The 20,127-nt window shown below is 56.8% G+C and carries 21 protein-coding genes and 1 tRNA gene; 4 read left to right on the top strand and 18 right to left on the bottom strand.

The annotated features are described in order from the left end of the window. Positions 1-7: 7 nt before the first annotated feature. The 11 genes from ACP6EK_RS04220 to ACP6EK_RS04170 all read right to left on the bottom strand — a co-directional run bounded on the left by ACP6EK_RS04220 (position 8) and on the right by ACP6EK_RS04170 (position 8,908). Positions 8-355 carry a cytoplasmic protein gene (locus ACP6EK_RS04220; RefSeq protein ID WP_438318343.1) on the bottom strand — a complete coding sequence of 116 codons (348 nt, stop codon included), beginning with the start codon at positions 353-355 and terminating at the stop codon, positions 8-10. 36 nt (positions 356-391) lie between these two features. Next, positions 392-1,450 (bottom strand): A/G-specific adenine glycosylase, encoded by a 1,059-nt coding sequence (locus ACP6EK_RS04215; protein ID WP_438318340.1) that lies wholly within the window; start codon positions 1,448-1,450, stop codon positions 392-394. A 10-nt stretch (positions 1,451-1,460) separates the two neighbouring features. Continuing rightward, on the bottom strand, positions 1,461-3,047 hold the full coding sequence (locus tag ACP6EK_RS04210) for an ABC transporter substrate-binding protein (protein WP_438318337.1): 1,587 nt from the start codon (positions 3,045-3,047) through the stop codon (positions 1,461-1,463). A gap of 79 nt (positions 3,048-3,126) precedes the next feature. Further along, a complete protein-coding gene (locus ACP6EK_RS04205; RefSeq protein WP_438318334.1) occupies positions 3,127-4,104 on the bottom strand; it encodes an ABC transporter ATP-binding protein in 978 nt (325 codons plus the stop codon). Beyond that, positions 4,089-5,054 (bottom strand): ABC transporter ATP-binding protein, encoded by a 966-nt coding sequence (locus ACP6EK_RS04200; RefSeq protein WP_438318331.1) that lies wholly within the window; start codon positions 5,052-5,054, stop codon positions 4,089-4,091. Before ACP6EK_RS04200 ends, ACP6EK_RS04205 begins: the two co-directional genes overlap by 16 nt. 2 nt (positions 5,055-5,056) lie before the next feature. Then, positions 5,057-5,926: an ABC transporter permease gene (locus ACP6EK_RS04195; RefSeq protein WP_438318328.1), complete on the bottom strand. Its 870-nt coding sequence runs from the start codon at positions 5,924-5,926 to the stop codon at positions 5,057-5,059. After that, positions 5,923-6,927: an ABC transporter permease gene (locus tag ACP6EK_RS04190; protein WP_438318326.1), complete on the bottom strand. Its 1,005-nt coding sequence runs from the start codon at positions 6,925-6,927 to the stop codon at positions 5,923-5,925. The genes ACP6EK_RS04195 and ACP6EK_RS04190 overlap by 4 nt, the downstream gene beginning before the upstream one ends. Before the next feature lie 45 nt (positions 6,928-6,972). Then, positions 6,973-7,209 carry a cytochrome b5 domain-containing protein gene (locus ACP6EK_RS04185; RefSeq protein WP_438318323.1) on the bottom strand — a complete coding sequence of 79 codons (237 nt, stop codon included), beginning with the start codon at positions 7,207-7,209 and terminating at the stop codon, positions 6,973-6,975. 40 nt (positions 7,210-7,249) lie between these two features. Further along, positions 7,250-7,801, bottom strand: coding sequence for a DNA protection during starvation protein (gene dps / locus ACP6EK_RS04180; protein ID WP_438318320.1), 552 nt, complete (start codon positions 7,799-7,801; stop codon positions 7,250-7,252). Positions 7,802-7,815: 14 nt separating this feature from the next. Further along, positions 7,816-8,478, bottom strand: a complete 663-nt coding sequence (locus ACP6EK_RS04175; protein ID WP_438318317.1) for a peroxiredoxin — start codon at positions 8,476-8,478, stop codon at positions 7,816-7,818. Further along, entirely contained in the window at positions 8,462-8,908 is a 447-nt protein-coding gene (locus ACP6EK_RS04170; RefSeq protein WP_438318314.1) for a Fur family transcriptional regulator, read from the bottom strand. Before ACP6EK_RS04170 ends, ACP6EK_RS04175 begins: the two co-directional genes overlap by 17 nt. 406 nt (positions 8,909-9,314) lie before the next feature. On the opposite strand from ACP6EK_RS04170, the gene ACP6EK_RS04165 reads away from it, so the two are divergent. The 4 genes from ACP6EK_RS04165 to ACP6EK_RS04150 all read left to right on the top strand — a co-directional run bounded on the left by ACP6EK_RS04165 (position 9,315) and on the right by ACP6EK_RS04150 (position 12,411). Then, positions 9,315-10,307, top strand: coding sequence for a PstS family phosphate ABC transporter substrate-binding protein (locus ACP6EK_RS04165; protein ID WP_438318311.1), 993 nt, complete (start codon positions 9,315-9,317; stop codon positions 10,305-10,307). 54 nt (positions 10,308-10,361) lie between these two features. Continuing rightward, positions 10,362-11,267 (top strand): phosphate ABC transporter permease subunit PstC, encoded by a 906-nt coding sequence (gene pstC, locus ACP6EK_RS04160; RefSeq protein WP_438318308.1) that lies wholly within the window; start codon positions 10,362-10,364, stop codon positions 11,265-11,267. Next, positions 11,264-12,148: a phosphate ABC transporter permease PstA gene (pstA, locus tag ACP6EK_RS04155; protein ID WP_438318306.1), complete on the top strand. Its 885-nt coding sequence runs from the start codon at positions 11,264-11,266 to the stop codon at positions 12,146-12,148. The genes pstC and pstA overlap by 4 nt, the downstream gene beginning before the upstream one ends. 188 nt (positions 12,149-12,336) lie before the next feature. Next, positions 12,337-12,411 (top strand) — tRNA-Thr (locus tag ACP6EK_RS04150). A gap of 322 nt (positions 12,412-12,733) precedes the next feature. Here the strand turns inward: ACP6EK_RS04150 and ACP6EK_RS04145 are convergent. The 7 genes from ACP6EK_RS04145 to ACP6EK_RS04115 form a co-directional block, all read right to left on the bottom strand. After that, complete coding sequence (locus tag ACP6EK_RS04145) at positions 12,734-13,753, bottom strand: LacI family DNA-binding transcriptional regulator (RefSeq protein ID WP_438318303.1); 1,020 nt, start codon at positions 13,751-13,753, stop codon at positions 12,734-12,736. A 36-nt stretch (positions 13,754-13,789) separates the two neighbouring features. After that, entirely contained in the window at positions 13,790-14,662 is an 873-nt protein-coding gene (locus tag ACP6EK_RS04140) for a GH12 family glycosyl hydrolase domain-containing protein (RefSeq protein WP_438318300.1), read from the bottom strand. 59 nt (positions 14,663-14,721) lie between these two features. Further along, the gene (locus tag ACP6EK_RS04135; RefSeq protein ID WP_438318297.1) at positions 14,722-15,981 is read right to left on the bottom strand and encodes a sugar ABC transporter substrate-binding protein; all 1,260 of its coding nucleotides are present in this window, start codon (positions 15,979-15,981) and stop codon (positions 14,722-14,724) included. A gap of 87 nt (positions 15,982-16,068) precedes the next feature. Then, positions 16,069-16,944 carry a carbohydrate ABC transporter permease gene (locus tag ACP6EK_RS04130; protein ID WP_438318295.1) on the bottom strand — a complete coding sequence of 292 codons (876 nt, stop codon included), beginning with the start codon at positions 16,942-16,944 and terminating at the stop codon, positions 16,069-16,071. Further along, entirely contained in the window at positions 16,941-17,840 is a 900-nt protein-coding gene (locus ACP6EK_RS04125) for a carbohydrate ABC transporter permease (protein ID WP_438318292.1), read from the bottom strand. Before ACP6EK_RS04125 ends, ACP6EK_RS04130 begins: the two co-directional genes overlap by 4 nt. Positions 17,841-17,999: 159 nt before the next feature. After that, positions 18,000-18,923: a thiamine pyrophosphate-dependent enzyme gene (locus ACP6EK_RS04120; protein WP_438318289.1), complete on the bottom strand. Its 924-nt coding sequence runs from the start codon at positions 18,921-18,923 to the stop codon at positions 18,000-18,002. Between the two features lie 13 nt (positions 18,924-18,936). After that, on the bottom strand, positions 18,937-20,118 hold the full coding sequence (locus ACP6EK_RS04115) for a transketolase C-terminal domain-containing protein (protein ID WP_438318286.1): 1,182 nt from the start codon (positions 20,116-20,118) through the stop codon (positions 18,937-18,939). Between the last annotated feature and the right edge of the window lie 9 nt (positions 20,119-20,127).

The raw sequence follows: 20,127 nt of genomic DNA, 5'->3' as shown, positions 1-20,127 counted from the left end.
GCCACCCCTAAAGCACAAGCACCGTAAAGCCCTCTTCGGCGAAGTGCCGGATACTTGGGTGGCCGTTCATCTCATCAAGCAGGGGAAGACCTTCCTGCTGCACCGCCTCAAGGACCCCCATTTTGGCCGAGCATGCCCTGCAGGCCCCGGCAATACCTCCCTGGGACTTCACCTTTTCGTAAAGGGTATGGAGCGGGTGGTCCTTTTGGGAAAGACGAGGAATAAGCCGTGTGGCCGCTCCCTCAAAGACAATTTTCAGAACCTTCCCCGACACCGCATAGTCCAGGGCATACAAAAGCACGTGGATGAAACACATCTCTTCATCCCGGAAGACGAAAAATACGGTTTTCTCCACACGGTTCACCCCCTTTACGGGAAGAAAACCGCAACCCTAAGGCCGGTATTCCCCAGGACGCACCAGAGCAAGAGCTTTCCGAAAGAGCGAAGGCAGAGGGTACCGGGGAAGTTCACGAAAGGCCACCCACGCTGCTTCTGAAAGCATGCCCGTTCTTTTCCCGGAGACCCTGAGGACCCTTGCCCGCACCCGGTACCGGGTATAGGCATGAGCGACCACTCCGCATTCTTGAAAACCCAGAGGCAAGAAGCCGTAACGCTCGCCAAGGGCGTCAATCCACGCCCGGGGGTCTTCCCCGTCCTGCTCCCTAAAGGGTAGTCCCCAAAGACCCGGAAAGAGCTTGCCTTCGCTTCTTGTGAGGAGTACCTCCTCCCCTGCACAGCACACCGCAACGCAAATCTCAAGAAGGGTACGCTGCTGTCGGATGCGGCTTTCTCTTCCCGCATCCTTCACAAAGGTACAGAACCCCCGGAAAGGGCACAGAGAACAGCGAGGTTTTTGGGAAAGGCAGACCAGCGCCCCGAAATCCATCAGGGCTTCGTTGAGATGGCGAGCCTTTCCGGAAGGCATATGGGAAATGAGGAGATTCCCTATCTCACGGAGGTTCACATCTTCTCCGGCACCGAAAACCCTCGAGAGCACACGCCGCACGTTGGTGTCAATTGCAAGCACAGGCAAATTGTACCCAATCCCCAGGATGGCCGAGGCGATGTACGGTCCGATGCCTGGGAGGCGCCGCAGGGTCTCGAAATCGGCAGGGATACAGCCCTGGAAACGCTCCACAATCCTCTGTGCCGCTTCATGGAGGTGGTGAGCCCTCCGGTAGTACCCGAGGCCTTCCCAGGCAAGGAGCACCTCTTCCCGCAAGGCCGAGGCTAAAGTGGAGACGTCGGGGAAACGCTCAAGGAAGCGGCAGTAGTAGGGAATGACCCGTGGCACCTGGGTCTGGGCAAGCATCACCTCTGCAACCAAGACCCGATACGGAGAGTACTCCACCCTCCAGGGAAGATCCCGCCGGTTATGTGCAAACCACTGGAAAAGGCACTCGAGGAATTCCTCCGGGGGCATGAGCCCCGGGTCTTCTCCGGGGCTCATGCCCTCTCGATTACTCCTCAAGCCACACACTCTGGAAGTACTTCCGGTCCAGAGGATGGAGCACAAATCCCTTCACGTTTTTCCGGAACACCATCTGGAGTTTGGCGTGCGCCAGGGGCACCCAGGGGGCGTCGTTGTGGATGATTTCCTGAGCCTTCCTGTAGAGGGCCTCACGCTCCTTCTGGTCGTACGTTTGCTGGGCTTTGATGAGAATTTCGTGGAGCTCGTCGTTCCGGTAAAACGCCACATTCCCGGCACTCCCTACAATGGCATTGTCCTTGTCAAGGAGTACGTAGAGGAAGTTGTCGGGGTCACCGTTGTCCCCAATCCACCCGAGAAGGCACATGGGGTGCTTTCCTGCCTCGGTCTCCTGGAGGTAAGTCCCCCACTCCACGGTGGAGATGTTCGCCCGGATGCCCACCTCTTCGAGGTCTGCCTGAATGGCCTCAGCGATTTTCGGGGGATCGAACATGTACGGACGGGAAACCGGCATGACCCAGAGCGTCGTCTCAAACCCGTTGGGGTACCCCGCCTCGGCAAGGAGCGCTTTCGCTCTCTCCGGGTCGTACTCGTAATCCTCAATATCATCGTTGTACCCCCACATGGTGGGCGGGATGGGGTTCTTCGCCGGGACCGCCGTCCCCTTATAGAGGTGCTCCACGATGGCCTTTTTGTTGATTGCGTGGTTTATGGCCCTCCGGACCCGAACGTCCCCAAAGGGTTTCTGGAAGCCTGGAGTGTCCTCCCCCATGTTCATGGCGAGATACCCAACGTTGATGCCGGGAAGCTCAAGGAGGACAAGATCAGGGTTTTTGGCAATCCGCTCAAGGTCATCGGGGTTCGGGTACTCCATGCAGTGGATGGAACCCTTCTCAAGCTCAAGAAGCCGCACCGAAGGGTCGGGAATGACCCGGAAGATGATGCGGTCAAGGTACGGACGCCCACCCCAGTAGTCCTCAAAAGCCTCCACCGTCATGTGGTCATCCTTCACCCACTCCACGAACTTGAAGGGCCCTGTGCCCACCGGGTTTTTGAAGAAGTCTCCTTTGTACTTCTCACAGGCAGTGGGGCTCACAATCGCCACGGTGAACATAGCCATACTCGTGAGGAAGGAGGCATTGGGTTGAGAGAGGGTGATACGCACCGTGTAGTCGTCGACCTTCTCCACATCCTTCACGTAGTTGAACATCCACTGCCAGTACGCCCACTCCCCGTACTGATGGAAGGGGTGGTTGGGGTCAAACTGGCGTTTGAAGGAGTACACCACGGCATCGGCGTTAAAGTCGGTACCGTCGTGGAACTTGACCCCCCTGCGGAGGTGGAAGGTGAAGGTGAGCCCGTCCTCGGAAACCTCCCAGGATTCGGCAAGCCACGGCTCGATCTCGGTAGTCCCGGGTTTGTACCGGACAAGCCCTTCGAACATCGCATCCGTCCGGGTGATGGAAATCCCGTCCGTTACGTCCGCCGGGTCAAGGCGTGTGGCATCCCCGGCACTCCCGTAGATGAGCGTTCCACCGTACCTCGGCTCCGAAGCCCAGGCAAAACCCGCTCCCAAAACGAGAAACACACCAACCACAAGGAGCAACACCTTTCGCATTGTGAACCCTCCTTTCCAGGATACGGGAGAGAGACCGTGGCAACCGAAGGACCATTTCCCCTCCCTTTCCGTGGTCTCATTATACCATTTCCCATCCTCCATAGAGATGGCAGAACACCACATGCTCTGGGTTGAGAAAGAACGCCCCCGGCGGGTACACCGCGCAGATGTCCATCCGTTCCGGGCAGCGAGTATGGAAGCGGCATCCGGAGGGAGGACGAAGAGGACTCGGAGGGTCACCCTCAAGGAGCATTCGCTTCCGAGGACGCGAAGGGTCAGGAACCGGAAGGGCGGCAAGGAGCGCCCGGGTGTAGGGATGAAGGGGATTGGCGAACAGCTCCTCACAGGGGGCAATCTCGACGATTTTCCCCAGGTACATCACGGCAACCCGGTGGGAGATGTACCGCACAACACTCAGGTCGTGGGCAATGAAAAGGTACGAAAGGCGCAGGCTCTCCTGAAGGTCGCAGAGCAAATTGAGAATCTGCGCCCGAATGGAGACGTCAAGGGCCGACACCGGTTCGTCGCACACCACAAACTCGGGCTCAAGGATGAGTGCCCGGGCAATGCCAATGCGCTGTCTCTGCCCTCCTGAGAACTCGTGGGGGTAATTCCGTAAAAGACGTACGTCAAGTCCCACGCGCTCGGCAATGGCCTCCACCTTCTCCTTCCGGATCCTCGGATTGCGCTCTCCGTGGATGATGAGTGGCTCTTCGAGAATGGCAAACACCGTTTTCCGAGGATTCAGGGAAGCAAAGGGGTCCTGGAACACCATCTGCATGCGACGACGATAAGGATGGAAATCCCGTGAAGAGAGACTCAGGATGTCCTTCCCCTCAAACAGCACTCGCCCTCCCGTCGGTTCCACAAGACGAAGGATACACCGGGCAAGGGTGCTCTTCCCACAGCCCGTTTCTCCCACAAGCCCCAGGGTCTCCCCCTGAAAAATCGTCAGGGATACTCCGCTTACAGCGTCAACCGTGAGCTTCTCCCCCCACCGATTCCCAGAGAGAACGAACTGCTTCCTGAGATCCACAACCTCTACAAGAGGTGGCATGCCACTTCGTGTCCTTTCTCCACTTCCCGAAGCGGGGGCTCCTCCGCAAAACAGGGAGCAATGCGCCTCTGGCAGCGAGGATGGAAACGACAACCCGGAGGTGGGGAGAGCAAATCAGGAACCGTTCCGGGAATGGCTTCAAGACGCTGCTTTTTGCCATCGGCACGGGGAAGGGCCCCAAGAAGGGCCCGGGTATAGGGGTGGAGAGGTCGGGCAAAAAGTGACAGAACATCGGCCTTCTCCACGATTTTCCCAGCGTACATGACGGCAACCCGTTCACAGTGCTCGGCCACAACGCCAAGATCATGGGTGATGAGGAGCACGGCAGTTTTCGTCTCCTCCTTGAGCGTTCTGATGAGCTCAAGAATCTGCGCTTGAACCGTGACATCAAGGGCCGTTGTGGGTTCATCGGCAATGAGGAGCTTTGGTCGACATGCCAGCGCCTGGGCAATCATAACCCGCTGGCGCATGCCTCCGGAGAGCTGGTGGGGATACTGGTGTACACGTTTTTCCGGTTCGGGAATGCGCACCATCCGCAAAAGTCGTACAGCTTCCCTTTGGGCTTCGCTTCGTGAAAGCCCCTGGTGGAGCATGAGGACTTCCACAATACCTTCCCCAATCGGGAACACGGGGTCAAGAGAGGTCATGGGTTCCTGGAAAATCATGGAGATCCGCTTCCCCCGGATTTTCAGCATCTCCTCTTCATCTTTCTGCACCAGGTCTTCCCCTTCGAAGACAATCTTTCCTTCCACAATCCTCCCCTGAGGTCTGGGGTAGAGTTTGAGGATCGAAAGTGCCGTCATGCTCTTGCCACACCCCGACTCCCCCACAAGACCAAGGGTTTCCTCTTCGAAGATTTCAAAACTCACCCCGTCAACAGCCCGCACAACTCCCCGGTGCGTGGCGATGTACGTCTTTAGGTTTTCAACCTGGAGGAGTACCGGCTTCATCGCTACATCCGGAGGCGAGGATCAAGAAGGTCCCGCATGCCGTCCCCAAGAAGGTTCAGCCCCAAAACCGCCATCATGATGGCCAGTCCCGGAAAGGCCACCGCCCACCAGGCTCCCGAGGTCAGGGCTTTGTGGCTTCCTGAGAGCATTGCCCCCCACTCGGGCGCTGGTGGCATGGCCCCAAGCCCCAGAAACCCCAAAGCGGCGGCATCGAGAATGGCTCCAGCCACACTTAGCGTGGCGTACACTACAACCGGGGGCAGGGTGTTTGGGAGGATGTGGTGGAGGAGCATTCGGGCGTGGCTCGCCCCAAGCGCCCGTTCGGCTTCGATGAACTCCATCTCCCGGATGACCAGGGTAACGCTCCGGACTACCCTCGCCATCTGAGGGGTGTAGACGATGCCTATGGCGATCATCGCCTTCTCAAGCCCCGGACCTAAAGCAGCCATAATGGTGATGGCCAGGAGAATGCTCGGGAAAGCGAAGAGCACATCCACCACTCGCATGAGGACCATATCCACCCATCCGCCGAAATACCCGGAAAGAAGCCCGAGGAACATTCCAAGGCCTGTAGAAATCGACACGGCAATCACGCCGACAAGAAGGGAAGTCCTGGTCCCCCAGAGAATACGGGAGAGCACACACCGCCCGAGGTAATCCGTTCCCAAAGGGAAACGGGCGAACTCCTTCCCCGCCCAGAACCCCGGACGGTACCGGAGCGCAAGGTCGCGTTTGAGAGGGTCGTTGGGAGCAAGAAGCCAGGGGAAAAGGGCAACGAAAACGTAGACCCCAAGGATGACAAGGCCCGCAAGAGCAGCCCGATTCCGGCACAGCAAACGAAGGGTTTCAGCGATGTCCTCGATGCTCCTCACCGGTACCGTATCCTCGGATTGATATAGGCATAGAGAATATCCGTCACAAGGTTCACAACCACAAAGACACAGGCAATAAAAAGCACCGCCCCCTGGATGGCCGGGTAGTCTCTGGCGTACACCGCATCCACCGTGTACCGCCCAAGGCCCGGCCAGGCGAAAATCGTCTCGGTGAGGATGGCTCCTCCAAGGAGCAGCCCGAACTCCATGCCGATGACTGTCACAATGGGGATGAGAGCATTCCGCAACGCATGGCGGTAGATGACCAGCCGCTCCGGAAGGCCTTTCGCCCGTTCTGTGCGGATGAAATCCTGACGGATAACTTCAAGCATGGCCGAGCGGGTCATGCGGGCGATGAGCGCCATGGGGATGGTGCCAAGAGCAATCCCTGGGAGCACAAGATGCGCAAGGGCATTCACGAAGGCCTTGCCGTTTCGGGTCAGGAGCGCATCAAGGAGGTAGAGCCCCGTGATGGTCCGAAGAGTGATCCCGGGGTCAAGGCGCCCTGAGATGGGCAAAAGGTCAAGGTAGAGCCCGAAAAAGAGCATGAGCATAAGGCCAAGCCAGAACACCGGAACCGAAATCCCGATGAGCGCCCCAACCATGGCAAGGTAATCGAAGAGCGAGTACTGCCGCACCGCGGAGAGGATCCCTGCAGCCATCCCGAAAACCGCGGCAAACACCATGGCTACAAGGGAGAGCTCGAGCGTAGCAGGAAAACGCTCCAGAACCTCCTGGAGCACGGGGGCCTTTGTGGCGATGGAGAGCCCGAGATCCCCTCGCAGCGCACGCGAAAGCCAGATGCCGTACTGAACGTACAGAGGACGGTCCAGGCCCCACCGGACACGCACCGCCTCGATGAACTCCAAAGAGGCGTGTTCCCCTGCCATGACCTTCGCCGGATCCCCCGGAGCCAGGCGCACCACGAGGAAGACCACAAGAGAAATGCCGAAGAGAACAGGAATAGTAAAAAGCAACCGCCTCAGAACATATCGTACCATGCTGAGGCCATTATATCCTGAGGACACTTTGGGGGCAAGGAGAACCTATTCCTCTACGAGCTCCCCCACCACGGGGAACCTCTCAAGAAGCTCTGCCCCATGAGGGGCTTCCTGCAGTGCTTCGGTGAGGTCCTCTCCGGCGCTGTGCAGCACCTGGTGACGACCCCCTTTCCAGAGGAAACTCGAGGAGACGTCGTAGACCTTTCCTCCAAAGGCCACGTAGGTAGGCCTTCCCTCTCTTCCATCGTAGTACCGAAGCTCAGCGCGGGTGAACCGCTTCATGGGAAGCATTCAAAAGGGGGCCCTGTCGGCCCCCTGCGTTTCATTTCAGGAACTTGGACACAAAGGGAGAGGTTTCCCCTCGCCGCATGAAGTGGCCTGAAGGCCCCTCCCCCAGGAACTCCGAGAACCAGGATTCGTGCTCAATCTCCTCATGGAGAATGGAGAGCGCCAGGTCGTACGTGCGGTGGTCTTTTCCGGCGGTGAGGTTGCAGATATAGGTGTACTGGCGAACCGCACAGCGTTCCGCCTCAACGAGCACCTTGAGGATATCCCCAACGGTCTCGATTTTCGCCGGAAGGTACGCCGGAGGACAGCCCGAAATGTCGTGGAATGCCTTCATATCCTTTGGGAGCGACCCGCCGAGTTCGTAAATTCTTGGGACCAGTGCCTCAAAGTGGTTGCGGTCCTCAATACGGGCAACCTCTGCGATTTCCTTGATGGTCTCACCATCAAGGCCGATGAGGTTACACCGCAGGATGGTGTAGTAATAGTACGTGGTCAATTCCGCTGCGGCATTCTTCACAAGGAGCTCCACAAGCTGATCCACGTTGATGCCCGTTTTCTCCACCATTTCCCGCGCCACGCGCGCCATAACGAACCCCCTTGTTACAGTTTCTTACAGCAGAACCACCAGTCGAAGCACTCAAGCTCTCCTCTCTTGGCCGCCTCCAGGCGTTCCCGGGCAAGGTCTTCCGTTCCTGCTGGCGGGATGATAACCTTATCCCCGAGGAGTTCGTTATTCGGCCAGTTCTCAGGAAGAGCCACCTTATGGGCATCGGAGACCTGAAGCGCCTTTAGAGCCCGAAGAATCTCATCAACGCTTCGCCCGACTTCCTGCGGGTAGTACATGACGAGCCGGAGGATGCCCTTATCGTCCACGATGAACACCGCCCGGACGGTATTCGTCCCCTTCCCAGGGTGGATCATCCCGAGAGCCTGGGCCACCCGTCCAAGCTCATCGGCAATGATTGGGAAGGGAATGGGCACACCGAGTTTCTCCCGAATCCACTCCGTCCACTTGATGTGGGCAAAGACCTGGTCTACAGAAAGTCCGATGAGCTCAGTGTTCAGGGCCCGGAACGCTTCGGCCTTTTTGGCGAAGGCCACGAATTCGGTGGTACACACCGGAGTGAAGTCTCCAGGATGGCTGAAGAGCACGAACCATTTCCCGGCGTAATCGTCGGGGAGCTTCTTCATCCCGTGGGTGGTTTTGACTTCCATCTCGGGAAACCGCTCACCAAGAAGAGGCATCCTACCCAGATGTTCCATGAGATTCTCCTCCTTTCTGACATTCGGGGCAGATTCCCCGAAAGTACAGGTCTCGCCTTTTCACCAGAAAACCCTCAAGCGCTTCGTGGCGCAGGAACCTAAAATCCACGGCGAAATCGTACACCCTCCCGCATACCTCGCACTGGAAATGCCCGTGTTCCTCGGTCTTTGCATCATACCGACCCTCGTGGCGTTCGATGGTAAGGGCCTGAACGACCCCGGCCTCAGAAAGTACCGCAAGGGCGTTATAGACCGAAGCGCGAGAAAGCGTGGGGATTTCGGAGATCAGAGCCTGGTATATTTCCTCGGCCGTGGGGTGAGTTTTTTCCGTAAGGAGGTACTGCAGTACCTTCAGCCGCACGTACGAGGGACGCACACCCCGGGACCGCAGAAGCTCTTTCAGATCTTCGGCGAATTTGACGATCCTCACCTCCCCGTATTTTGTACAGTTTAAGAATAATTCTAAAACAAGAAAAAGTCAAGATACCGGTGGAAAAAATTCTTGTACCAGTTGAAAAGGTATCGCAGAGCCCTGGAGATGAACGGTTTTTCTGGAGCATCCTGCGCAGGATGCTCACAAAACGAAGGACGAGTCTCCTTCTCCCCCAGGGGCTATTCCCAAGGCTTGAGCAGGGGAGAACTCTACTTTTGGTACAGATGGGGAAAGACCAGGGCGCAGCACACATCGGTAACCTTTCCAGGATAAGCCAGAATAGGGAGTGTGTTCCTTGACACAGGGATATTACAGATTTTTAACAGAACTTTAACCTGCGTTTTGCCCTCGTGTGTTTTTTGGCTTCCATAATGGACGTAGAATCGAGAAAGGAGTGAGCGAAGTGAAAGTGAAGCAGTTCCTGGTCTTGGGTCTTTTTGCCTGTGTCCTGCTCATCTCTTTTGGCGCCCTGGCAGCGGAGAAAATCATCGCCGTCGACGGCTCAAGCACCGTCTATCCCATCACCGAGGCCGTGGCCGAGGAATTCCAGAAGGTGCATCAGGACGTTAAAGTCACGGTGGGAATTTCCGGTACAGGCGGTGGCTTCAAGCGGTTTGTCCGGGGAGAAACGGACATCAACGACGCTTCCCGTCCTATCAAAGCCTCGGAAATCGAGGCCTGCCAGCAGAACGGCATTGAGTTCATCGAGCTCCCCGTTGCTTTCGATGGTATTGCCGTAGTGGTGAATCCCAAAAACACCTGGGTGGACCACCTCACCGTGGAAGAGCTCAAGAAAATCTGGGAACCCGAAGCCCAGGGGAAACAGGTTCGCTGGAGCGACATCCGCCCCGGATGGCCGGAGAAACCCATCACCCTTTTCGGCCCAGGAGTAGACTCCGGAACCTTTGAGTACTTTACCGAGGCCATCGTTGGCGAGGCAAAGAAAAGCCGGGGTGATTACGTGGCCAGCGAGGACGACAACGTCCTGGTCCAGGGAGTTGCCCAGGATGAGTACGCTCTGGGGTACTTTGGCCTTGCGTACTACCTCGAGAATCAGGATATCCTGAAAGCCGTTCCCATCGACAGTGGCCAGGGCCCTGTGGCTCCCACACCGGAGAACGTCAAGAATGGGGCGTACAAGCCCCTGAGCCGGCCTCTCTTCATCTACGTCAATCGGAAAAGCGCCGATCGTGATGAAGTTGAGAAGTTCATCACCTTTTACCTCGAGCACGCCAAAGACCTCGTAGAAGAAGTCGGTTACGTCCCTCTCCCAGAGAAAGCCTACGAGCTCGCCCTTGAACGTTTCAGAAAACGTGTCACCGGTTCGGTCTTTGGAGGGCACGGCGCCACGGTAGGAGTCTCCATAGAGGAACTCCTGAAAAAAGAAGCCCAGTAGAAGAGGAGCGGGCCCGCTTCGTACGAAGCGGGCCCGCAAAGCGAGTGAGGTCCTGTGAAGGAAACACAGCGGGTACTGCGGCGAGCGAAAAAAGAAGAGGCTTTTGTGCGGCATCTCTTTTTCGTCTTCAGTCTCGTGGCCATTTTCACCACCCTGGGTATTATCGGAATGCTCTTTTTCGAATCTGCTTTGTTTTTCCGGAAAGTCAATGTACTCTCCTTTCTCACCGACACCCAGTGGACCCCCCTCTTCTACGAGAAACACTTTGGCATCCTGCCGCTCCTTTGCGGAACGCTCCTCACTACAGGTATCGCCATTCTCGTTGCCGCACCCCTGGGGATTCTCATCGCCATTTTCCTCAGCGAGTACGCCACCCCAAGGACGAGGAGCATCTGTAAGCCCATCCTTGAGGTTCTGGCAGGAGTCCCCACTGTGGTCTACGGGTACTTCGCCCTGCTCTTCGTCACTCCTCTCCTCAAAAGGATTATCCCTTCTCTTGCCGGGTTTAATGCCCTCTCTCCTGGAATCGTCATGGGCATCATGATTTTGCCCCTGGTGTCTTCTCTCAGCGAGGACGCCATGCACGCCGTTCCTCAGAGCCTCCGGGAGGCCGGGTACGCCCTGGGCTCGACGAAGTTCGAGGTCGCCACAAAAATCGTTTTCCCTGCAGCGTTCTCGGGTATCACTGCTTCGTTTATCCTTGCTCTGTCCCGAGCCATTGGGGAAACCATGCTCGTCACCATCGCCGCCGGTTCCATGCCCCAACTCACCCTCAACCCCCTTGTCCCCATCATGACCATGACTGCCTTCATTGCCACGGTGAGCCTGGGTGATGTTCCTGCCGGGACTCTTGAGTACCAGACGATTTTCGCCGTGGGCCTTGTGCTCTTCCTCTTCACGTTCTTCCTCAACCTCATTGCCCGAAGACTCCGTCAGCGATTCCGGGAGGTGTACCAGTGAAAAGCACTCTGAGCACGGACATACTCCTTGCCTGGAAAAGACAGAAGGAAAAGGTGTTCCTGGTTCTTGCCGCCCTGGCACTCCTCTTTTCCCTCATCGTGCTCTTCACCCTGATCATCGACGCTTTCCTCGACGGCCTTCCCCGCCTGAACTTGAAATTCCTCACGAGCTTCCCTTCCCGCAAGCCCGAAGAGGCCGGTGTTCTTCCCGCTATGGTGGGGAGCGTCTACGTCACCGTGTTGACCGTCCTTTTTGCCATCCCCCTGGGGGTGGGCAGCGCCGTGTACCTTGAGGTGTATGCCCCCAAGAATCGCCTGAGTGCCGCCATTGAGGCGAGCATCGCCACCTTAGGAGGTGTCCCCTCCATCATCTACGGCATGCTTGGCCTTGAGCTCTTCGCCCGTGCCCTGCAGCTGGGACGGAGTCTCCTCACCGGAGCCTTAACCCTGGCTCTTCTTGTGCTCCCCATCGTCATCGTCTCCACCCGGGAGAGTTTGCGAGCCGTTCCTCAATCGCTCTGGGAAGCTGCTCTGGCCCTCGGGGCCACCCGATGGCAGGCCCTCAAGGACCAGATTCTCCCCGTTGCTTTCCCTGGAATCCTCACCGGGATTATCCTTACGGTCTCCAGAGCCATCGGTGAAGCCGCACCGCTCATCATGATCGGGGCACTGACTTACGTCGCCTTCCTCCCCCGGAGTGTCCTCTCTCCCTTCACTACCCTGCCCATCCAGATTTTCAACTGGGTTTCCCGTCCCCAGAAAGCCTTTCACGCCAACGCTGCTGCAGGGATCATCGTGCTTTTAGCCATTACCTTAAGCCTCAATGCCCTCTCCATCACCCTGCGAAACCGGCTTGAAAAAAGGATGCCACGCACGCTGTAGGATTCCCTTTTCTACGGGCAAGGTTTGGGTTCCCCTTAAAACGTGGAAGTCCGAAGTTTCCCAGGCTTTGGGTTGTACAAGGCGAAGCGTCTCCCTCCAGCCAATCCCGCCATGCACGAGCAGCGGATTCGTGGTCTTCACGGAGAGGCCTTGACTGTCGGAAGGCGCTTCGCTACAATATTTTCGGAGCCGGTGTAGCTCAATGGCAGAGCAGCGGAATCGTAATCCGCAGGTTGTCCGTTCAAGTCGGATCGCCGGCTCCAGAATCTTTTTTGAATCTTCTCGCAACGTTCTCTTCTCGTATTTCCCCTTCCCCTTAAGACCGCTGGTCTCGACGGGGTTTCTCCTTTGGGCAGGTCCCGCAGGAAAATCGCCAGATTCCACCATGTATGAAGTCTTGAGGCTCTGTTCGCCCCGCAGCAGATCCCTGGGTACGTGGACCTCCTCATGACGAGGTAACGTCCTGCCCTCACGGGGAAGATCTCCGCCGCGAGCGGACAACGAGGAAGAGCCTCGTCCCCGATGCCTACCCCCTCTTGAGGATTTGGGACCTGGCGATGGCGGAAAAACATCCTGTCTCCTCTGTTATTCTTCCCGAGAATACCCCCGAACGACAAACCCGGCATCCAGGAAAACTCCTGGAGTATCCTGTCCGTCCTGGATAATGGCAATGAGCATTTTGGCAGCCTGGAAACCCTGCTCATAAGAGGGGTTGACGATAGCAGAAAGGAAGGGGAAGAGCTTCTGCGTAAGGGGGAGGTTATCCCCCGCAACGACCTCTACGTCTTTCCCCACCTGGAGCCCAAGGGATTCCAGGGCCCGAATAGCTCCGTAAGTCATTGGGTCACTGGCACAGATGAGCGCGGTCATTTCGGGGTGTGTCCGCTTCAAAAGAAGGCACTCCCTGTATCCTCCCTCGAAGGTAAAATCTCCTTCCCGCACAAGTTCAGGACGAAACTCCACTCCTGCTTCCTTGAGAGCCTTCCGGTACCCTTGAACGTAGAGGTCTTCCTTCGGATAGTTGAAAAAGCTCTTGGGCCTTGTGATGAGGCCAATCACCTGATGTCCCTGGGCAAGGAGAAACTGCGTGGCAAGATAGGCCCCGGGGAAGACGTTGATCTCCACAAAATTCGTCTCCTGGCGCTCCGAGTACATTCCCAGCGTCACATAGCGCAGGGACTTGGCGTCAAACTCTGCAATGATGGGGTCAATTCCTGCCGAGGGGTAGAGAATTACTCCATCGACGCTGCGCTTTTTCAGAAGTCTTAAGGCTTCCTGATGGGAGTCTTTCTTGCTGAGCGGAACGGAAACAAGGAGATTGTACCCCTCCTGAGTCACTGCATCGTGCACTCCCCGAAGCTGCTCCATCATGTTGAGGTCGTGGAAGACAAAGTCGGACCCGTAAGGAACGACGAACCCGATGTTATTGGAACGTTTCTTCTTCAGGGAGGAGGCCATGACATTGGGATGGTAATCGAGCTTCCGGATGGCTTCCCAGACGCGCTTTCGCGTCTCTTCGGCCACCAGATGGCTCTCGTTGAGGACTCGAGAAACGGTCTTTGGAGACACTCCTGCAAGTTTCGCCACGTCGTATAGCGTCGCCATATTCCTCTCCCCTCTTTTTTCAGAGATTCCAAAAGCTTACCGTGTCTCTACTCCCAGAATGTTTCTCTGACCATAGGAAATAACGAAAGATCGTACTTCCCAATCAAGGTCATTGCGCCTGAGGTAATGCGGTGCACCAAACTCACTGCCAAGCTCAATGCTTGTGAAGTACAGGTCTGGCCAGTTGGACCTGCGAGAGTACTTCATGGCCTCCTGGAGAAACGGTCCCCACCAGATCGTGACTGCCCCACAAGGAGAAGGGTCTCTGGGTACGAAGGCGAAATATTCCCATCCTCCGCTCCCACAGCGTTCTTCATACCACACATCGTACACCCTTCCACCAACCGTCGTTTGACCAACCAAAGTCCCGGCTCCCCGCATATTCTGGTAATCAAGCCATATCATGACCTCGACCTCGTCACTCCGTACCGCCCGACCCCGCTCCGTGTCCTTAGTGAGCCAGGTCTCCAAACACAGATTATACGGGAGATGAGGGTCAAGCCTGCGGACCTCGTACTCCACCGTTACGGAAATATCACGGAGATCTCGAAGTTTCTGAGGGAGGGGTACAGGACCATCAAGTGCCGGTCCAAGCGTGTTCCAGACTTTTGCCCCGTACCAGATTTCCGGATACCCATTCACCCAACCGGAGGGCTGTTCCTGAACGATATCGGCAAGACGAATCGACACAGAAAGCGTCTTGTCATCCCAGGCCATGGTCACCTGACCATCGGCAGAGTATACGTTCCAAAGGTTTCCCTCAAGGATCCACTCGATTTGACCATCGCCGTCCAGATCAAGGGGAGCCCAGGGATACCGGTGCTCCCCCGCAGCCGTGACCACCACCGAAGCCTCAGCGAAGGTACAAAAGAGAAAGCACACGATTACAGCAATGCCGAACTTTTCCATTTCTCCGACCCTCAAGACTCTCCAGAGGGGGGCAGGGACCTGCCCCCCTGTCTTGCCAATCACTGTTCCCTGGCAAGGGCCTCGTTCACCTTTTCAGCGGCTTTGTCGAGGTAGAGCTTCACCGTGTCCTCGGAGTACTGGCCGCTGGCCACGGCAGTGAGGATATTCCGGAACTCCCGGACCACGGCATTCTCAATGTCTCCCCACACTGCAAGAGGCGGGTAGGCCGTGGCGTACCCCAGGGTCTTTTTGAAGACTTGCCACACGCCGGTATCGTAGTAGGGATCTTCAAAGGCCTCGATTTTTGCCGGGAGCATGTGGGAGAGGTTCTTGGTGTAGTCCACAAGGTTCTCCTTGCTGAGGAGGAACTTGATCCATTCCCTGGCCGCGTCTTTGTTGGGGCTCCCCTTGAGGATGACGAGGTTACTCCCTCCCGAGAAGGAAGCCCGCTTCACCGGACCGGCGGGAGGCTCCACCACGTCATAGGGGAGATCAGGATTCTCCTGCTCGATGCCGGCAATATTCCAGGGACCCATGAAGCACATGGCCACATTGCCGTTGATGAACGCAGCATCGGCCTGGGGCTGGTTGTACTCTGCGCAGGCTTTGGCGGCAAGGCCGTCAAGGATGAGACTGGCATACCACTTCATGGCCGTAACTCCTGCTTCACCATTGAAAGCCGCCTGTTTGTTGTCAGGGGTGAGGAGATCGCCACCGTAAGCCCAGAGCACAATGGCCCAGTTGTGCAGGAGGTCCCAGGCGTTCGTTCCGGCAATGGCAATGGCCGAACCCTCACCGAAAGTCTCCACGATTTTCTTCCCCACCACTTTGAGCTCCTCGTACGTTGCTGGAGGCTGTACCCCTGCTTTGGCGAACATGTCCTTGTTGTAGAAAAGACAACGGGTCTCAGCAAACCAGGGCACACCGTAGCTTTCGCCCTTGTAGGTGGTGGAGATGTAGTTGGCCTTCATGAAGGCATCGGCACCACCGAACTCGGCAAGGTCGAGCTTCTCAAGCCCCCCGGTCGCCGCAAACTGGGGATTCCAGGTGGTGCCAACCTGGAAGACATCGGGCCCGGTCTGTGACGCCAGAGCAACAGAAATCTTCTGCCACGCCTCTCCCCAGCCGATGACCTCAAAGTTGACCTTGTATCCGGTTTGGGCTTCGAATGCTTTAGCCTTCTCCTCCAGCCAGGGGATGTGTGTTTCATCCGGAGCATTGGGCATGAGCCAGAAGGTGATCGTCCCCTTCCCCAGTGCTGTCACCGATGTCAATACCGCCCAAAGAAAAACCACAACAAGCATCCACGACTTGCGCATTGCTCCCTCCTCCTTTCGTTTTTGTCGAGTCGTGGAGAGCATCCGAAGGTTCCCATATCCTCAGACCAAACCCTGCTCTCACCCCCTTCACCCTTTGGTTGCTCCCGCCACAAGTCCCTCAATGATGTACCGTTGCATGAGGCTGAAGAGAACAAGCACAGGAATGGAAACGAGAATACAAGCAGCCATCATACCCGCCCAGCGGGCCTGCTGCGCTGTGATGTACTCAAGAAGCCCCAGCGCAACGGTTTTCGTCTCCCGGCCGGTCAAAACGGTGGCAAAGAGCACCTCGTTCCAGGCCATGATGAAGGAGTAAATACCCACGGCGGCAATACCGGGTTTTGCAAGAGGCAGGATAACCCGCAAAAGCGCCCCCGCAGGGGTACATCCATCAATCTGAGCCTGCTCGTCAATCTCCCGGGGGATGGAGTCCAGGAAGTTTCGCAACATGAGGATGGAGAAGGGAAGAGCAAAGGACGTGTAGGTGAAAATCATTCCCCAGTAGGTGTTCTGCATAGGGAGTCCGAGGTAGTGTCTGATGAGGACGAACATCATGAAATACGGGATGAGGAAGGATATCCCGGGGAACATCTGCGTGGAAAGCACTGCAAGGGTATACGTCCTTTTCCAGGAGAAGGTGAAGCGGGAGAGCGCATAGGCGGCAAAGAGGCTGATGCCCACCGAAAACACCATGGTTCCCACGCTGATAATGATGCTGTTTCTGAAGTAATCGAGCATCCGTACCGTCCGGTTCACCCGAAGGTAGTTCTCCCAAGTGAACTTCCGGGGGAACCAGCGGGGTGAGAGCTCTGGCTTCAGAACATCGGCCGACTGAATCTCGAGGGTGGTCTTGAAGGACCCTGAAACCATCCAGAGGTAAGGAATGAGAACACCGGCAAGTACGAGGAAAACCGCCAGGCCAAAGAGGATTCTCCCCAGAATAGCCCGAAAGGTGAGCCTCACCACTCCTCACCCCTTTTCCGGACCCGGAGAATGGCCACGGTCATCAAAAGCACCACCACCGTGAGGAACACGGACATTGCCGCACCCTGCCCGAAATGGAAGTTGGTGAAGGCTTCCTGGAGGATGAACGTCGATGGTACGTGAGCCTTCCCCGGATCGGTTCCAAGGAGGATGTAGAACTGGTTGAAGGCGTGGAAGTTCCAGATGGCCGAAAGCAGAAGCAGTGTGGCACTCACCGGACGAAGCATGGGAAAGGTCACAAAACGGAAGAGCCCAAAAGGAGATGCCCCATCGATTTTCGCCGCCTCATAGAGTTCCTGAGGAATGCTCTGTAATCCCGCAAGGAGGACGAGACAGGCGAAAGGCCAGCCCTTCCAGACGCTTGCAATCATCACGGCGTAAATGGCCCGGTCCCCCACAAGCCAGATAATCGGCTCTTCGATAAGACCCAGAGCGAGAAGGTACTTGTTGACAATACCGATGCGAGCCTGGAAAATGAACCGCCAGACGTTGTAGGCCACAGAATCCGGGGTGATGTACGGCAGAAGAATGAGCCCCCGCACCAGCGTCCGGCCAAAGAATTTCCGGTTGAGGAGCAATGCCACAAGAAGGCCGATAAAGTACCCCGCAGGGATGGTGATAAGGCCAAAGTATACCACATTCCAGATCGAGCGCAGGTACCGAATACCCACATCGGTTGCCGGAGAGAATACCGTGAGGAAATTGCGCAACCCCACAAAGGGAGCCTGCATCCATCGAGTAATGGTGTAGATATCAAGGTCGATGAAGGCGATGTAGGCACCCCAGAAAATGGGGATGACGTGGACAAAAAGCATGCACAGCAAAGCCGGAAGGATAAACCTGAAAGCCCTTCTTCCCCTCGCTTGTGACGACATTGGGCATCCCACACCCTGTGATGTCATCGATGTCAATGTACCATACGCGGTATCCTCTGTCAAGTCCCTGTATGGGTTCATATCATGCGGGACACCGGGGGATTCAGCGCTTCTTCGGAAAAGGCAAAAAGGGGTGGAGACATCCCACCCCTTTTTGCCTCACGCCTCCCCGCACTTTTTCAGGAGACGTTCCCACTCCTCATCAACATAGCGCTGGAAGGCCTCAACGAGGCGACGGTTTTCCGGTGCCAGGAGATGACGGAACCTCCCCTGGATTCTCAACCACTCTTCCACCGGCTTTTTCTCCTTGGGTTTATACGTGAGCCGGTACACCCCATGCTCCACCTCATAGAGTGGCCAGATGCAACAGTCCACTGCAAGCTGCATAATCTTCAAAGTCTCTGAGGGCTCATGGCGCCAGCCCCGGTTGCATGAAGCAAGGACATTGATGAACGACGGCCCATCGGTGTGGAACGCCTTCTCTGCCTTGGTGACAAGATCCCGCCAGTTCGAAGCCACCGACTGGGCTACATAGGGAATACCGTGAGCGGCAACAATTTCAGTAAGGTTCTTCCGCCACTGGGTCTTCCCCGGGAGCACCCTTCCCACAGGGCTTGTGGTCGTCCAGGCCCCAAGGGGTGTGGCACTGGAGCGCTGAATGCCCGTATTCATATAGGCTTCGTTATTGTAGCAGACGTAGAGGAAACGGTGTCCCCGCTCTAAAGCTCCAGAAAGCGCCTGAAGCCCGATGTCGTAGGTCCCTCCGTCCCCTCCAAAGGCAACAAAGTAGATTTCCTCCTCAATCTCTCCCCTCTTGCGCCTGGCCTGGTACATGCTTTCAACACCGGCAATAGTAGCCGCCACGTTCTCAAAGGCGCTGTGAATCCAGGGAATGTTCCAGGCAGTATAGGGGAAAATGCTCGTTGAAACCTCAAGGCACCCCGTGGCGTTCGCCGCCACCACCGGTTTATCCGCGGCCGCAAGGATGAGACGCACCGCAATGGGCGCTCCACACCCCGCACAGAGCCGGTGGCCTGGGGTGAGCCGTTCCGGCCGCTTCGCCAGTTCCTTCAGGGTTGGCATAGTCGTCACCCTCCTACTCCCTCAAACCGAGATAGTCGATGTGTTTCTCTACCCGTCCCACCCGAACAACTTCCTCAATGCGGGCAAAGGCCCTCTCGATGTCCTCGACGTAAATGTCTCGACCTCCAAGGCCGTAGTAGAAGTCGATGACCAGCGGTCGAGATGGAAGGTCGTAAAGAGCGGATCGAATTTCGGTGAACACCGGCCCACCAAAACCACCAAGGACGACCGAACGGTCTAACACCGCAACGCCTTTTCGCGGTGCCAGGGCACGAATGACCTCGTCTTTGGGGAACGGCCGGAAACAGCGGATTTTCAAAAGCCCGACCTTCTTCCCCCGGTCTCGCAGCCGGTCCACCGCCTCTTTAGCGGTGCCGCAGGTTGAACCTAAAGCCACCACTGCGTACTCCGCATCCTCGAGTCTGTACTCTTCAAGAAGTCCATAGGACCTTCCAGAGAGCTTCCCAAACTCCTTTCCGACCTCTTCGATGACCGGAAGACAGCTATCGATGGCCTCGATTTCGGAGCGTTTGTGCTCGAAGTAGTAATCGAAAAGGTCCAGAGGACCATAGGTGACCGGATTGCGAACGTCAAGGAGGGGGTACAGAGGCCTGTACGGTCCTACGAAATTCCTCACTTCCTCGTCGTCAAGCAACTCCACCCGCTCCACAGCGTGGCTGATGATGAACCCGTCCTGGGTGACCATCACCGGGAGCCGGACCCTCATGTCCTCTGCAATCCTCACCGCCTGAACCATGTTGTCGTACACTTCCTGGGCGTTTTCCGAAAAGAGCTGAATCCACCCCGCATCCCGGGCCCCCATGGTATCGGAGTGATCGCAGTGGATGTTGATGTTCCCTGAAAGTGCCCGGTTCACCACCATCATGACAATGGGCAGGCGCATGCTTGCGGCGATGTAGAGCATCTCCCACATAAGAGCCAGCCCCTGAGAGGACGTCGCCGTCATCACCCGGCCACCAGCCGCCGCCGCACCGATGCAAGCGCTCAGCGCGCTGTGTTCGCTCTCCACCGTCACGAACTCGGTGTCCACAAGACCCTCGCTGACGAACTCGGCAAAGCGTTCCACACAGTCCGTTTGCGGGGTGATGGGATAGGCGGCAACGACGTGAGGGTTGATCTGGCGCATGGCGTGAGCCGCCGCGGCATTCCCATTCAAACCAAGGACCTTGCTCACTGAACCTCC

This window comes from Candidatus Caldatribacterium sp. SIUC1, assembly GCF_051549785.1.
In the GTDB taxonomy this organism is placed as follows: domain Bacteria; phylum Atribacterota; class Atribacteria; order Atribacterales; family Caldatribacteriaceae; genus Caldatribacterium.
Note: the sequence above shows the minus strand (reverse complement) of the source record. Positions and strands in the feature narration are given on the sequence as shown.